Source organism: Sphingobium sp. GW456-12-10-14-TSB1, from assembly GCF_059424385.1.
Map to the genome: position 1 here is coordinate 1674225 of NZ_JBWKZI010000001.1, position 13655 is coordinate 1687879.

A 13655-nucleotide genomic window follows, 5' to 3' on the forward strand; every position below is an offset into this window, starting at 1 on the left:
TATCGCCAATCGGACAAGTGTAAAGAGACGAAGCCGGTTCGCCCTCACGCATCACGTCCCCGTCGCCGCCCTCATCCGTTCGACCTCTTCCACCATACGCCGCACCCGTCGTACCACCGCCGGGCTGTCGGGCCGCTCCTTCTGCGCCGCCGCGCTCGTGCGATAGGCCAGCACCCGGTCGCGATGCCGGGTCAGCAGTTGCAGCGCCAGTTTCAGGTCATACCCGCGCTTGATCTTGCGGCTCTTCACGCTCCCCTCGCCGTCCAGCAGGATTTCCTCGCTCTCGCTGCCGAACAGGGCTTCGCGCATCAGCATCGCCTCGATCTCGGCATAGCCAATATCCATCGCCCGCTCCCAGTCGGCGGCAAAGCGCCGGTTGCGCTGCCTGCGGTCATAGGCGCTGGTCCGGCACACGCCCGCCACCCGCGCCGCCTCGCTGGTGTTGCAGGTCATCGCCAATGTCTGCAGGAACAGCCGCTCCTGCTCCCTGGTCCATCCATCCTTGCGCGGACGGCGCATTTGCGCGCGCTCTGCGCCCGCCATCTTGCGGCGCGCCGGTTCCAGCACCTGCGCCTCCATCCCGTCCGCCATGCTCGTCCCTTCCCCGCCTGCGCCCTGGCCAACGCAAAAGGGGCCGACCCGTCCGGATCAGCCCCTTTTTGCGTCGCCCCGTTGGCGACTCACATTTTTCCACTATGGCCATCTCTGCCAGAACAGCGTGACGCTGTCAAGAAGAATGTTCCATATGGGTTAGTTTTTGGCGATCATCCCTTCCACTATCGGCGCCTCCAGCACCAGCGCCTCCGCCACGCTGGGCCACGCCTTCACCGCCTCGATCCACGCCGCGACCTTCGGCCAACGCCCCGTCGCCAGCTGGTCCGAACAATAGCCTATATTGATGATCGGACAGGCCGCCGCCAGATCGGCCAGGGTGAAACGATCCTCGACCAGCCAGCCGCTATCGGGCAAAACCCCTTCCAGATAGTCGTAGATGCGCGGCATTTCCTCCGCCTCGGCCTTGTCCGCCGCCGCCAGATCCTGCGGCACCTTCATCGCCTTCGCCACGACCCGGTTGAAAAATATCTTCTGCCCCGCCGGCTGGACGATCGTGTCGCCAAATTCCTCGAACCATATCGTGCGCGCCCGCGCCTTCGGTTCTGCCGGGATCATCTCCTCGCCGGGGCGCAGGGCATCCATATAGGTTATGATCGCGCTCGAATCGCATAGCAGGAAATCGCCATCTTCCAGTGCCGGAATCTTGCCGAACGGCGACCCCTTCAGATAGCCTTCCGCCCCGCGCCCGAAACCGGCCGCCTCTACCTCTGCCGCAATCCCCTTCTCCGCTGCAAAGACGATAACCTTGCGCACAAAAGGCGAAGGCCGCGCACCATGGATGATCATGCAATCTCTCCTTGTCCTGTTCCGGATCGCAAAATGCCGAAACAGTATCAGAATGCAACTATTTAATGCAGGCGCTCACTCGCCGCCCGCGCCAGCGCCACCCCCGGCACGCGCCACCGACCGCGTATAATCTATCCGTATCCGCACCCAACTGCCGACCAGCACCTTGCCATTCTCGCGCGGCGGCAGCACCAGAAACTGCCACGCCGCCAGCCGCACCGCGCGGGCAAAGCCTGAACCCAGCGGCGATTCGCCCAGCGTCTGGCAATTATCGACATGATAATGATCGACCGTCTTGCACGCGACCATACCCCACCCATTGGGCGGCGCATTGGCGGGCAGGAACGGGGAAAGCTCCGCATCGGTGGGCCGCCGATACCATTCGGCGTTGAACAATTGCACGCCGCCCGGCCCCTCGCCCGGTCCCGCAACCGCGGCGCTGTTGCCCTGCCCCGCCGCGCTCGCCCCTTTCGCCGCCTTGGGCATGCGGCCAATATCGGCTGACGCCATCTGCTCCCGATCCAGCGTCAGGAAGGGGAAGGGCGATGGCGGATCTTCGGCGGGCTTGGCGACCGGCACGGGGGGCCGCACCACCGCCTCGGCCTGTTTGGGCGCTGCCGCATCCTCCTTCTCGCGCCGCTCCGCCTTGGGCGCGCGCTTCTGCTCCGTCTCCGCCTTCTGCCCGGTCTCGACGTCGAACGTCACCGGCATCCGGTCGTCCACCCTTTTGGGTTCGGGCTTGGGGGCCAGCGTGAACAGCGCAAGCAGCAGGATAGCGTTCAGCACCAGCGCAAACGCCATGCCGCCCGCGCGTTGCCGCACTCTGGCCCAGGATATGGTTGAAACTGTCAAACGCGCCGACCGAACAGGACTAATGATGGCTCATGCCCAGACGTCGCCGTCCCGTCAACGCCGTCGCGTCAGACTGAGCGAATATGCCTTCGCACCTTAGGGCCGGTGCAGCCTCAAAAATGCTCCCTCTCGTGCATGATCAAACCGACACGCCCTCAACACACATCCGCTTCCTGGACCACGGGCCTGCTCTCCCGCGTCGCGCGCATCCGGCTGGCCTTGTCGTCGACATCGCTGGTCAGCACGACATGATCATCATGCACCTCCAGCAGTACGCCCGCGAAGGGAAAGCCCTCCAGGCTCCCGGTCACGCGATAGCTCACGCTATCGCCGACCTTGAATGTCGCCGGATCGGTATTGAATTCAAACGGGCAACCGCCCTCACCCATGCCTTGCATCTGTCTCTCCTCTGGCGGCCAATCCTATCGCCAAGCACGTCAGCCGATCAAGCGCCGCGATCCCCGCGCCTTCACCTGTCGCCCGGCTAGCAAAAGGCGCTGGCGACCGGCCATCATCTCGGCTAGGGGTCGGCCCCGATGCTGACCAGGCTTTACCAATGGATGCTGGCGAAAGCCGCCCACCGCCACGCCGAACGCTGGCTGTTCGCCTTCAGCTTCATGGAATCCAGCTTCTTTCCCATCCCGCCGCATCCGCTGCTCGGCCTCATGTGCCTCGCCCGCCCGGAACGCGCGCTGCGATTCGGCTTCATCTGCACCCTGGCATCCGTGCTGGGCGGACTGATGGGCTATGCGATCGGCTATTTCCTCTATGAAACGGTCGGCCAGCAATTGCTCGCCGCGCTCGGCCTTGCGGCCAAATTCCCGGTAGCGGCCTGCTATCTGCGTGAATTCGGGGCGGAAATCATCCTGATCAAGGGCGCGACGCCGATCCCGTTCAAACTGATCACGATCACGGCGGGCTTCATCGGCCTGCCGCTCTTCACCTTCATCTGGGCCAGCCTGCTCAGCCGCGCTTTTCAATTCATGCTGGTCGGCTTCCTGTTCTGGAAATTCGGCCGCCCGATCAAGGCGTTCATCGAAAAATATCTGGCCCTCCTGTCGGGCCTGTTCCTTGTCCTCATCGTCGGCGGCTTCATCGCCGCGTCCATGCTGACCGGCGGCCCCGGCAAGAGCGACAGTTGCAGCGCCGCAACGATGGAATCGATCCGCTGACGTGCTGAAGCAAGCCTTCGCTCGCCATCCCAAAGTCGCGGCGCTGCTGGCGGGGTTCGCCTCCGCCACCGGCTTTGCTCCCCTCAATCTCTGGCCGGTAACGCTCGCCTGCCTGGTCGCGCTGATCCTCCTGATCCAGCACGCCCCGGACCGCCGCGCCGCCTTCACCCGCGGCTGGCTCTTCGGGCTTGGCCATTTCACCCTCGGCCTCAACTGGATCGCCCACGCCTTCACCTTTCAGGACATGATGCCGCACTGGTTCGGCTATGGCGCGGTGCTGCTGCTGTCGCTCTATCTGGCGGTCTATCCCGGCCTCGCGACGCTGGGGACATGGTGGCTTTCTCATTCCTCCCCTGCAAGGGGAGGGGGACCACGAAGTGGTGGAGGGGTGTCACCCTATCGTGAGGGCGACACCCCTCCGTCATCGCGACGCGATGCCACCTCCCCTGCAAGGGGAGGATGGATGGCACTGCCCCCCCTCCTCCTCTTCGCCGCCTTCTGGCTGGGCACGGAATATCTGCGCGCCTGGGCTTTCACCGGCTTCGCCTGGAACCCGCTCGGCGTCACCCTGCTCCCCACCGGCATCGCCATCGCCGCCACCCTGATCGGCACCTATGGGCTGAGCGCCCTCACCATCCTCGCGGCGGGCGCGCTGCTTCTTGCGTTCCAGCGCCACTACCGCCCGGCCGCCGCGATCGCTGCCCCGCTTCTCCTCCTTGCACTCTGGGGCCATCTCGCCCCCGCCCCGGTCACGCCCCCCGGCGCGCCGCGCGTCCGCGTCGTCCAGCCCAATATCGGCCAGGACCAGAAATATTCGGTCGAAAACGAAGTCGCCAATTTCCGCAAGCTTGCCGCCCTCTCCGGCCAGCCTCGGCCCGCCCCGCGCCTCATCTTCTGGCCCGAAGCCGCCATCCCCGCCTATCTCGACATGGAACCGGGCTGGCGCGCCCGCCTCGCCAGCCTGCTTGGCCCCGGCGACCTGCTGATGACCGGCGCGGACAAGGTCTATTTCGAGCCGGTCGAGGAAAATGGCGTGATCACGCAAAAGCTGGCGGGCGCAAACAACAGTGTCTGGATCGTCACCCCCGACGCCCGCCTGCTTGGCCGCTACAGCAAGGCGCATCTCGTCCCCTATGGCGAATATCTGCCGATGCGGAACATCCTCGAACCGATCGGCCTCTCGCGCCTCGTACCGGGCGATGCCGATTTCTGGCCCGGTCCCGGTCCGCAAAGCCTCCCGCTGCCCGCGACGCTTGGTCGTCCCGACCTCAAAATGGGGGTGCAGATCTGCTATGAGATCATCTTTTCGGGTCAGGTGATCGACCGCGCCAACCGCCCCGATTTTCTCTTCAACCCCTCCAACGACGCCTGGTTCGGCAGCTGGGGTCCGGTCCAGCATCTGGCGCAAGCCCGCCTCCGCGCGCTGGAGGAGGGCATCCCGATCATCCGCTCCACCCCCACCGGCGTCTCCGCGATCATCGACGCGCGCGGCCATGTCGTCCATGCGCTGGGCCTCAACCGCGCCGGTTTCCTCGATTCCGGCCTGCCCCCGCCGCTTGCCCCTACCCTCTTCGCACGGGTCGGCAACTGGGCGCCCTTCGCCCTCATGCTGCTGCTCGCCGGACTGGCCATTGCCATGCGGCGCAGCAAAAGCTAATAGCCACATAAACTATTCTTTATATCGTTTTCCGGTTCAGCCGTTTACGGGAGTCCCATGCGTAACCAATTCCTCTTCACCTCGGAATCCGTGTCCGAAGGCCATCCCGACAAGGTTGCAGACCAGATTTCCGACGCCATCGTCGACCTCTTCCTGTCGAAAGACCCCGAAGCCCGCATCGCCTGCGAAACCCTGACCACGACCCAGCTGGTCGTCCTGGCCGGCGAAATCCGCTGCAAGGGCGTCTATGAAAATGGCGCCTGGGCACCGGGCGCGCAGGAAGAGATCGAAGCCACCGTCCGCGCCACGGTCAAGCGCATCGGCTATGAGCAGGACGGCTTCCACTGGCAGACCTTCCGCTTCGAAAATAATCTCCACGGCCAGTCCGCCCACATCGCGCAGGGCGTCGATGAAAGCGGCAACAAGGATGAAGGCGCTGGCGATCAGGGCATCATGTTCGGCTATGCGTCGGACGAAACGCCCGACCTCATGCCCGCCACCCTCTATTACAGCCACAAGATTCTCGAACGCATGGCCGCCGACCGCCACGCGCAGGTCGTCGACTTCCTCGAACCCGACGCCAAGAGCCAGGTCACGCTCGAATATATCAATGAAAAGCCGGTCCGCGCGACTGCTCTGGTCGTATCGACCCAGCATGCCGCGGGCATGGACAATGATGAAAGCCGCGCCAGGCTGCGCGACTATGTGAAGGGCGTCATGGCCGACATCCTGCCCGAAGGCTGGATGCCCGGCGAAGAAGCGATTTACGTCAACCCGACCGGCCTGTTCGAAATCGGCGGGCCGGATGGCGACGCTGGCCTGACTGGCCGCAAGATCATCGTCGACACCTATGGCGGCGCGTCGCCCCATGGCGGCGGCGCGTTCAGCGGCAAAGACCCGACCAAGGTCGACCGCTCGGCTGCGTACATCACCCGCTACCTCGCCAAGAATATCGTCGCCGCCGGGCTCGCCCGCCGCTGCACGATCCAGCTTTCCTACGCCATCGGCGTCGCCGAACCGCTTTCGCTCTACGTCGACCTGCACGGCACCGGCACCGTCGAAGCCTCGGCGATCGAAGCGGCCCTGCCAACGCTGGTGCGCCTGACGCCCAAGGGCATCCGCACCCATCTCGGCCTCAACAAGCCCATCTACCAGAAAACCGCCGCCTACGGCCATTTCGGCCGCACGCCCGAAGGTGACTATTTCCCCTGGGAAAAGACCGATCTGGTGGACGCGCTCAAGGCCGCTCTGGCCTGACGCCCATATACTGACACCGCCTCGCGCGCCCTTCATGGTATAAGCCCGTACCGAAACGACTCGGACAGGCTGACCATGGGGGTGCGCATATGGCTTATCGTCGATCCGGTGCCTTGCTGGCACTGACGCTCGCGACATCGGCCACGGCCCAGACAAAGCCGGCCCCCGCCATCAGCAAGGCCGAAGCCGCGCAGCTTTATGCAGCGGGCGGTTTTCCGATCGTCAATGACCAGCCGACCGACGCCTGCGGCGCACCGGCCCGGCCCAGCATCCGCTTCATCGACATGAATGGCGACAGGAAAGCCGAAGCCCTCTTCCTCCATCACTCGGCATGCGCCGCGCCCGAAAAGGCCACCTTCGGCATCGCGGCCAAGGGCGCCGATGGCCGCTGGCGCAAGCTGGTGGCGGGCAATGGCACCGTCCGCGCACTCCCCACACGCACCGGCGGGTGGCTGGATCTGGAATGGACCCATGGCGGGCGTACCGATCCGCTGCGCTATAATGGCAGCCTCTATGTCATAGCCGGGGGGAAGGACAAAGCCGCCGCCATCGCGCCGTCGACAGCCCCGAAGCCCGCCCCTGCCCCCGCCACCACTACGACCGCCGCGCCATCGGGCGATGCCGCCATATTCCGCGCCGCCGGCTTCACCCGGCGCGGCAATCAATGGCGCAGCGGTTGCGATGATCCGGGCACGATCAGCTATTCCCCCGGCACAATCGAAAAACGCACTGACCTCAACGGCGATGGCCGCCCCGAAGCGGTCGTCACCGAAGGCGGCAGCTATTGCTATGGCAATACCGGCATGGCCTTCTGGCTCGTCAGCCAGCAGGCCGACGGCAGCTGGAAACTGGTGGTCAACAGCACGGGCATTCCGGAATTCCTGAAAAGCAAAGGCGTCGGCGGCTGGCCGGACATTGCCATCGGCGGACCGGGCTTCTGCTTTCCGGTCGTTCGCTGGAACGGCAAGGCCTATGTCCCCAACCGGCGCGAATATGAAGGCAAGCCCTGTCGCTAGCCCCGATTGCCTTCCGTCGCCTTGCCACAATCCGCCATACCCTTCTGCGCCTCCCTCCTTTTACAGAGCCGTCGTCCCACTTGTCCCTGGCACCCCGTCCCGCCGGGCAAACGCTTGTTATTCTAATCCTTTCCGTTACCTTGCTGCTCCATATGGGTTCGGGCAGGGGCAACTGATGATTAGATTTTTTGCTCTGACCATCGCGCTGGCGGCGTCGTCGCTTGCTGCACCGCTATCAGCCCAGCCTGCCGCTCCTACAGAGATCACGGCTCCTGCCGACCAGCCGTGGCTCCACGAACCCAGCAATATCCTATTCCCCGCCGCGATCGACCGTTTCGCCCGTACCGAAGTAAAAGACCTCAGCAACGGCCGACTGCTCGACGTCTCGATCGCCTATGACGACCCCGTCGCCAAAACCCACACCAATTTCTATGTCTACCATGCCGCTGAACCCTCGACAGCACTCTGGTTCGATGTCGCAGCGACCATGATCGCTACCAACAGCAAGTTCGGCACCGTAACGCCGCAGGCCGACCCAGTTGCCTTCGCCATTCCCGGTGCCACCCTTGCATCGGGGCTACGTCAGAGCTTTTCAGTTACCCAGTTGGGCCGCAGTAGCGGCGTCGCCCTGATCGCTCTCGGCGAATGGATCGTCAAATTGCGCATGACCTCACCAGTCCACGACGCCGCTCAACTCGACGCTGCGATGGACCGGATGATCCGGCAGATCGGCTGGCCCAAAACGCTCCCGCCGCTGACCGCCGCGACACCTTTCCACGCCTGCGAAAAGGCCCGCCCCTTCGGCCCGGACGCCAAAAAGCGCAAACTGGACGGCGCGGCCGTGCTGCTAGGTGCCATGGCCGGTAAGGTCGACACCGACGATCGCAGCAAAGCGCGGGACAAAGGCGAAGTACCCGCTCCGCTGGCGCTATGCATCCATAGCGATCGCATATCCGGACGCCTGCCCATTTATCAGGGTGAAAAGCGCGAAGACGGCTATCTCATTCCGCTCGGAGATTCCGGTGAATTGCTTGTCGTAGAGCGCGACACACTCTCTGGCCTGCTGCTAGGCAGCAATGGCCCTGCCCCCTGGTCACTCACGGTCAAGAAGCATGACAAATGGCTGCAATATGCCAGCTATGATGCAATGCCCCCGCCCGCTCAGGCGATACTGGCTGTCCAGTCGGAACATCCCGTTTCGGTTACGACCGTCTATGGAAAGGACAATAGCATCACCTTCTCCCCTGATGCGATCGGGGACAAATAGGCAGCCTTGCCCCCACCCCTCCTACCCGCTAGTCAGCCGCCCCATGACAGCGCATAAATCCGGCGATCCAACGACCCTCAACCGCCTCTATGGCCGCCAATCGGGCCACAAGCTGCGGCAGGGGCAGCAGGAACTGGTCGACACCCTCCTCCCCGCCATCTCCGTGCCCGAAGAAGGCGAGATCACCGCTGCCTCCCTCTTCGGTTACGATCGCCCGCTCCATTTCGAGATCGGCTTTGGCGGGGGCGAACATCTTGCCTATCGCGCCGACATGCTGCCCGACCATGGCTTTATCGGCTGCGAGCCTTTCCTGAACGGCGTCGTCACCGCGCTTGGCCATGTCCGCGACGGTGCGCTGGGCAATGTCCGCCTGCACATGGGCGATGCGCTTGAGGTGCTCAGCCGCATTCCAGACGGCGCCTTGAGCTTTGTCTATCTGCTCCACCCCGACCCCTGGCCCAAGGCGCGCCATGCCAAGCGCCGGATGATGAACCCCGGCCCGGTCGCGATGATCGCCCGCAAGCTCAAGCCGGGTGGCGAATTCCGCTTTGGCACCGATCATCCCATCTATCTGCGCTGGGCGCTGATGGTGATGAACGGCCATCCCGATTTCGACTGGCTGGCCAACGATCCCGCCGACTTCCTCACCCGCCCCGGCGGCTGGCCCCAGACCCGCTACGAGGCCAAAGCCCGCAAAAAGGGCCATGAAGTCTGGTACTTCCGCTACCGGCGCAAATGAAATCCTCCCCTGCAAGGGGAGGTGGCAGGGCGCAGTCCTGACGGAGGGGTGTCACCCTCTCGATGGGGCAACAGCCAACCCGATGATTGTACCCTGCTCCGTTCGTTTCGAGCGAAGTCGAGAAACGGTGCGCACAGGTTGATGCTTGCCCCCCTAAAACGCCTCCGCCGCCAGCGCCATGATCGCCCCTTCGCCTGCCGCGATGCTCGCCGCCAGCCCGCTCGCCTGCGGCAACACCCGCCGGGCATAATAATCCGCTACCGCCAGCTTGCCTTGATGCAGCGCCGTCTCGCCAGACCCGGCGGCGACCGCCATCCGCGTCCACATCCATCCCATCGCCACCAGCGCGAACAGCCGCAGATAGTCGACCGCCGCGGCCCCGGTCGCGTCCACGCCCGCCCCGCGCAGCGATGCCGTCGCCTCGCGCAGCAAGGCCAGCGCCTCGCCCGTCCGCACCGCGATCACGCGGTCGCCCGCCGCCGCGACATCCGCCGCGATCCCGTCGAAAAAGCCCTCGACCACCGCGCCGCCTGCCATGGGCAGCTTGCGCCCGACCAGGTCCATCGCCTGCACCCCGTTGGTGCCTTCGTAAATCTGCGCGATCCGGGCGTCGCGGACAAATTGCTCCATCCCCCATTCGCGGATGTAGCCATGGCCGCCGAACACCTGCTGCGCCTGCACCGCGCATTCAAAGCCATAGTCGGTAAAGGCCGCCTTGATCACCGGCGTCAGCAACGCCACCAGCGCGTCCGCCTGTCCCCGCTCGCCCGCATCCGCATGCGCTTTCGCCCGGTCGAGTTGCAGCGCGGTCCATCCCGCCAGCGCCCGGCCCGCCTCCACGAACGCGCGGACATTCAGCAGCATCCGCCGCACATCGGCATGCTCGATGATCGCCACCGGGCCGCGCGCCCCGTCCGCGCTGCGCCCCTGCAACCGGTCCCGCGCATAGGCGACCGCCTGCTGATAGGCGCCCCCTGCAATCCCCAGTCCCTGAATGCCCACCATCAACCGTTCGGCGTTCATCATCGTGAACATCGCCGCCAGCCCGCGATGCGCCTCTCCCACCAGCCAGCCGGTCGCATCGTCATAATGCATCACGCAGGTCGGCTGGGCGTGGATGCCCATCTTCTTTTCCAGCGACCCCACCGACATGGCGTTGCGCACAGTAAAACCACCATCGGCGTCCGGCAGGAACTTGGGCACCAGAAACAGGCTGATCCCCTTCACGCCGGGCGGCGCATCGGGCAGCCGCGCCAGCACCAGATGGACGATGTTGCCGCCAAAATCATGGTCGCCCGACGAAATGAAAATCTTGGTCCCGGCCACCGCATAGCTGCCGTCCCCCTTTGGCGTCGCCCGCGTCTTGAGCAGCGCCAGATCGGTCCCCGCCCCGCTCTCGGTCAGCGCCATCGCGCCCGTCCATTCGCCGCTCACCAGCGGCTCCAGATAGGCGGCCTTCAGTTCGTCGCTGGCATGGGCCGCAATCGCCTCGCACGCCCCGCGCGACAGGCCGGGGAACAGGCCGAAGGACAGGTTGGTCGCCGACATCATCTCGTCGAACCAGAGTTGCAGGACAAAGGGCAGCCCCTGCCCGCCATGCGCCGGGTCCGCCGACAGCGACGTCCAGCCACCCTCGGCAAAGTCACGATAGGCCTGCGCAAAGCCATCGGGCGTCTGCACCGCGCCATCGACCAGACGGCTCCCCTGCTCGTCCCCTTCGCGGTTCAGCGGCTGCAAGCGCTCGGCACAGACCTTCCCCGCCTCCTCCAGCACCGCCACCGCCAGATCGGCATCCACCTCTTTCCCCAACTCCGCCATCGCCTGGTCGAAACCCAGTACATCGTTCAGCAGAAATCGATAATCGTCGATCGGCGGGGCATAGCTTTGCATGGCGGTTCCTCTTCTATCGCGCGAACACTACACCAAACATATGTTACAGTCAATTTTCACGCGCCTGTAAGCCCGCCGCAAACGGCTGGTTCAAGGCCGACGACGAAGGGCGCCCGAAAAAGAGCGCCAGTCTGCAAGCGACCAGAAGCGCCCGGAAATTCCTCCCCTGCAAGGGGAGGGGGACCACGAAGTGGTGGAGGGGTGTCGCCCTATCGAGAGGCTGATACCCCTCCGTCTGGCCTACGGCCATCCACCTCCCCTTACAGGGGAGGATGATCGGGAACGACCGTTGGCGACAACAGCGGCAGATCGCGCGCGTCCAACGAGCAGTCATTAGGCGAAGCGTCCTTGCTTATCTGTGCTTGAAGGTCCAGCTTCGATCTTCGCCCGGATCGCCGTTGAAAAGATACTCTATATCATCGATTTTGCCGTTGGGCCACACGACAAGCTCGCGCTCGTTTATGAAATCGATCTGCATCGCATCGCCGCTATCATCGGCATCCCATTTCAACGTGAGCTTATCGCCCGGTTCCAGTTCGAAGCATTGAGGCCAAGGTTCGACCGATATGTAGATTGGGCCGTCCTTCTTATTGCTGAACGTATGTTGGGTCTGCGCCATGCGTTCGTTCTGGAGCCGTTTCGTTGAGAAGGCAACGTCCGCTTACGAGCCTTAGCCCCTCGACAACAGAACGTCGCCAATCCCCCCTTAGGCGACCCATCCTCCCCCACCTCCCGCAACCTGCCCGCTAATCCCGCGGCTTGTGCGAGGACAGCAGGTAGCGCCAGACGCCGACCATATTGATGCCCAGCATGGCGACATTCTGCCAGCCTATCCCCTCGCTGTCCTGCGCCAGAAACCCCCACAGGATCAGCGCGATCGAGCTGGTGACGAACAGTACGAACGCCCATCCGGTCACGCGCCGCCCGATGTTGAGCGACACCAGCAACGCCGCCAGCGTCGCCGCCGCCGCGCCATAATATTGCAGCCCCGTCAGCACAGCCTCATCCATCCCGCCCCAACGCCGCGCCACCCGCCAAGGTTGCAGCCCGGCCCCGCCCCCTCTAGGCAGGCGGCATGATCGCCAGCATCGACCCGTTCCACGCCATCGCCATCAGCCGCGAAGCCCACAGGCTCGAAGCGGCGGGCCGCTCCATCCTTCACATGGAATTTGGCCAGCCCTCCACCGGCGCACCGGCCGCGTCCATCGCCATGGCCCATCATGTGCTGGACACCGACCCGATGGGCTATTGGGAAAGCCAGCCGCTCAAGGACCGGATCGCCCGCCATTATCGCGACAGCTATGGTCTCGCCATCGATGCCGAACGCATCCTGCTCACCTGCGGCGCGTCCCCCGGCCTGGTCCTTGCACTGACCAGCCTGTTCGCGCCCGGCGCGCGCGTCGCCACCGCCCGCCCCGGCTATGTCGCCTATCGCAACACGCTCAAGGCGCTCTATCTCTCCCCCGTGGAGGTCGCCTGCGGTCCGGCGGAACGCTATCAGATCAGCGCCGACGCGCTCGCCGCGCTTGATCCAGCGCCCGACGGCCTCATCGTGGCCAGCCCGGCCAACCCCACCGGCACCATCATCCCCGCCGACGAACTGGCCCGCATCGCCGCGACCTGCGCCGCGCGCGGCATCGCCATCGTCTCGGATGAAATCTATCACGGCCTGTCCTTTGGCGACCCGGCCCGCTCGATGCTGGAATTCGCGCCCGACGCGATCATCGTCAACAGCTTCTCCAAATATTTCAGCATGGCCGGCTGGCGCCTGGGCTGGATCGTCGTGCCGCCTGTCCTGATCGACGCCGCCCGCGCCCGCATGGGCAACCTGTTCCTCACGCCCCCGGTCCTGGCCCAGCAGGCCGGGCTGCAGGCGTTTGAGGAAAGCATCGAACTGGACGGCCATGTCGCCACCTACCGCCGCAACCGCCAGTTGCTGCTCGACGCCCTGCCCGCGCTCGGCCTCGCCAGCATCGCGCCGCCCGATGGCGCATTCTATCTCTATGCCGACATCAGCCATCTGACCGACGACAGCCTGGCCTTCTGCCACCGCCTGCTACAGGACACCGGCGTCGCCACCGCGCCCGGCATAGATTTCGATCCGGCCGAAGGACACCACTTCATCCGCTTCAGCTTCGCCGTCTCCACCGACCGGGTAGAGGATGCCATCGCCCGGATGGTGCCATGGTTTCAGGCGCAAGGCAGGCGTTGAACGCTGGAAATCCTCCTCTGCAAGGGCAGGCTTTTCGCATATGAACTGCCTCGTCCTTCATCGTCATCCTGAACTCGTTTCAGGATCCATTTCTCCTTACGAGCGGCGGCCTGTGGGGCAGATGGATGCTGAAATAAATTCAGCATGACGTTGGATGGATAGCGGAAAGTCATATGCAACCGCCCTGCCCTT

The 13655-nt window shown here is 64.6% G+C and carries 14 protein-coding genes; 7 read left to right on the top strand and 7 right to left on the bottom strand.

Features of this window, described 5'->3' with window-relative positions; translation table 11 throughout:
- Positions 1-51 precede the first annotated feature (51 nt).
- From AC07X9_RS08165 to AC07X9_RS08180, 4 genes are all read right to left on the bottom strand, one after another.
- A complete protein-coding gene (locus AC07X9_RS08165; protein ID WP_017184521.1) occupies positions 52-591 on the bottom strand; it encodes a hypothetical protein in 540 nt (179 codons plus the stop codon).
- Between the two features lie 159 nt (positions 592-750).
- Positions 751-1401: a glutathione S-transferase family protein gene (locus tag AC07X9_RS08170; RefSeq protein ID WP_017184522.1), complete on the bottom strand. Its 651-nt coding sequence runs from the start codon at positions 1399-1401 to the stop codon at positions 751-753.
- Positions 1402-1476: 75 nt separating this feature from the next.
- Positions 1477-2202 carry a hypothetical protein gene (locus tag AC07X9_RS08175; protein ID WP_017184523.1) on the bottom strand — a complete coding sequence of 242 codons (726 nt, stop codon included), beginning with the start codon at positions 2200-2202 and terminating at the stop codon, positions 1477-1479.
- Between the two features lie 206 nt (positions 2203-2408).
- The gene (locus tag AC07X9_RS08180; protein WP_017184524.1) at positions 2409-2651 is read right to left on the bottom strand and encodes a reeler domain-containing protein; all 243 of its coding nucleotides are present in this window, start codon (positions 2649-2651) and stop codon (positions 2409-2411) included.
- A gap of 138 nt (positions 2652-2789) precedes the next feature.
- Here AC07X9_RS08180 and AC07X9_RS08185 point away from each other — a divergent pair, with 138 nt between their 5' ends.
- From AC07X9_RS08185 to trmB, 6 genes are all read left to right on the top strand, one after another.
- Positions 2790-3425: a YqaA family protein gene (locus AC07X9_RS08185; RefSeq protein ID WP_017184525.1), complete on the top strand. Its 636-nt coding sequence runs from the start codon at positions 2790-2792 to the stop codon at positions 3423-3425.
- A gap of 1 nt (position 3426) precedes the next feature.
- On the top strand, positions 3427-5082 hold the full coding sequence (gene lnt, locus AC07X9_RS08190; RefSeq protein WP_140159582.1) for an apolipoprotein N-acyltransferase: 1656 nt from the start codon (positions 3427-3429) through the stop codon (positions 5080-5082).
- A 57-nt stretch (positions 5083-5139) separates the two neighbouring features.
- A complete protein-coding gene (gene metK / locus AC07X9_RS08195; protein ID WP_017183680.1) occupies positions 5140-6339 on the top strand; it encodes a methionine adenosyltransferase in 1200 nt (399 codons plus the stop codon).
- Positions 6340-6428: 89 nt separating this feature from the next.
- Entirely contained in the window at positions 6429-7355 is a 927-nt protein-coding gene (locus tag AC07X9_RS08200; protein WP_017183679.1) for a hypothetical protein, read from the top strand.
- Positions 7356-7530: 175 nt separating this feature from the next.
- Positions 7531-8622 carry a hypothetical protein gene (locus tag AC07X9_RS08205; protein ID WP_017183678.1) on the top strand — a complete coding sequence of 364 codons (1092 nt, stop codon included), beginning with the start codon at positions 7531-7533 and terminating at the stop codon, positions 8620-8622.
- A gap of 43 nt (positions 8623-8665) precedes the next feature.
- Positions 8666-9361: a tRNA (guanine(46)-N(7))-methyltransferase TrmB gene (trmB, locus tag AC07X9_RS08210; protein ID WP_017183677.1), complete on the top strand. Its 696-nt coding sequence runs from the start codon at positions 8666-8668 to the stop codon at positions 9359-9361.
- Positions 9362-9514: 153 nt separating this feature from the next.
- Here trmB and AC07X9_RS08215 read toward each other — a convergent pair whose 3' ends face one another.
- The 3 genes from AC07X9_RS08215 to AC07X9_RS08225 all read right to left on the bottom strand — a co-directional run bounded on the left by AC07X9_RS08215 (position 9515) and on the right by AC07X9_RS08225 (position 12261).
- The gene (locus AC07X9_RS08215; RefSeq protein ID WP_017183676.1) at positions 9515-11251 is read right to left on the bottom strand and encodes an acyl-CoA dehydrogenase family protein; all 1737 of its coding nucleotides are present in this window, start codon (positions 11249-11251) and stop codon (positions 9515-9517) included.
- 352 nt (positions 11252-11603) lie between these two features.
- Positions 11604-11870 carry a hypothetical protein gene (locus AC07X9_RS08220; RefSeq protein ID WP_017183674.1) on the bottom strand — a complete coding sequence of 89 codons (267 nt, stop codon included), beginning with the start codon at positions 11868-11870 and terminating at the stop codon, positions 11604-11606.
- Positions 11871-11997: 127 nt separating this feature from the next.
- Positions 11998-12261: a hypothetical protein gene (locus AC07X9_RS08225; protein ID WP_017183673.1), complete on the bottom strand. Its 264-nt coding sequence runs from the start codon at positions 12259-12261 to the stop codon at positions 11998-12000.
- A gap of 65 nt (positions 12262-12326) precedes the next feature.
- Between AC07X9_RS08225 and AC07X9_RS08230 the strand changes: the two genes are divergently transcribed.
- Positions 12327-13463: a pyridoxal phosphate-dependent aminotransferase gene (locus AC07X9_RS08230; protein ID WP_017183672.1), complete on the top strand. Its 1137-nt coding sequence runs from the start codon at positions 12327-12329 to the stop codon at positions 13461-13463.
- Positions 13464-13655 lie beyond the last annotated feature (192 nt).

Excerpts from the sequence above, each read along its gene's own strand:
- AC07X9_RS08230 (WP_017183672.1), top strand. The coding sequence starts at position 12,327 with ATGATCGCCAGCATCGACCCGTTCCACGCCATCGCCATCAGCCGCGAA.
- AC07X9_RS08205 (WP_017183678.1), top strand. The coding sequence starts at position 7,531 with ATGATTAGATTTTTTGCTCTGACCATCGCGCTGGCGGCGTCGTCGCTT.
- AC07X9_RS08185 (WP_017184525.1), top strand. The coding sequence starts at position 2,790 with ATGCTGACCAGGCTTTACCAATGGATGCTGGCGAAAGCCGCCCACCGC.
- AC07X9_RS08200 (WP_017183679.1), top strand. The coding sequence starts at position 6,429 with ATGGCTTATCGTCGATCCGGTGCCTTGCTGGCACTGACGCTCGCGACA.
- AC07X9_RS08225 (WP_017183673.1), bottom strand. The coding sequence starts at position 12,261 with ATGGATGAGGCTGTGCTGACGGGGCTGCAATATTATGGCGCGGCGGCG.
- AC07X9_RS08215 (WP_017183676.1), bottom strand. The coding sequence starts at position 11,251 with ATGCAAAGCTATGCCCCGCCGATCGACGATTATCGATTTCTGCTGAAC.
- metK (WP_017183680.1), top strand. The coding sequence starts at position 5,140 with ATGCGTAACCAATTCCTCTTCACCTCGGAATCCGTGTCCGAAGGCCAT.
- trmB (WP_017183677.1), top strand. The coding sequence starts at position 8,666 with ATGACAGCGCATAAATCCGGCGATCCAACGACCCTCAACCGCCTCTAT.
- AC07X9_RS08220 (WP_017183674.1), bottom strand. The coding sequence starts at position 11,870 with ATGGCGCAGACCCAACATACGTTCAGCAATAAGAAGGACGGCCCAATC.
- AC07X9_RS08165 (WP_017184521.1), bottom strand. The coding sequence starts at position 591 with ATGGCGGACGGGATGGAGGCGCAGGTGCTGGAACCGGCGCGCCGCAAG.
- AC07X9_RS08175 (WP_017184523.1), bottom strand. The coding sequence starts at position 2,202 with ATGGCGTTTGCGCTGGTGCTGAACGCTATCCTGCTGCTTGCGCTGTTC.
- AC07X9_RS08170 (WP_017184522.1), bottom strand. The coding sequence starts at position 1,401 with ATGATCATCCATGGTGCGCGGCCTTCGCCTTTTGTGCGCAAGGTTATC.
- AC07X9_RS08180 (WP_017184524.1), bottom strand. The coding sequence starts at position 2,651 with ATGCAAGGCATGGGTGAGGGCGGTTGCCCGTTTGAATTCAATACCGAT.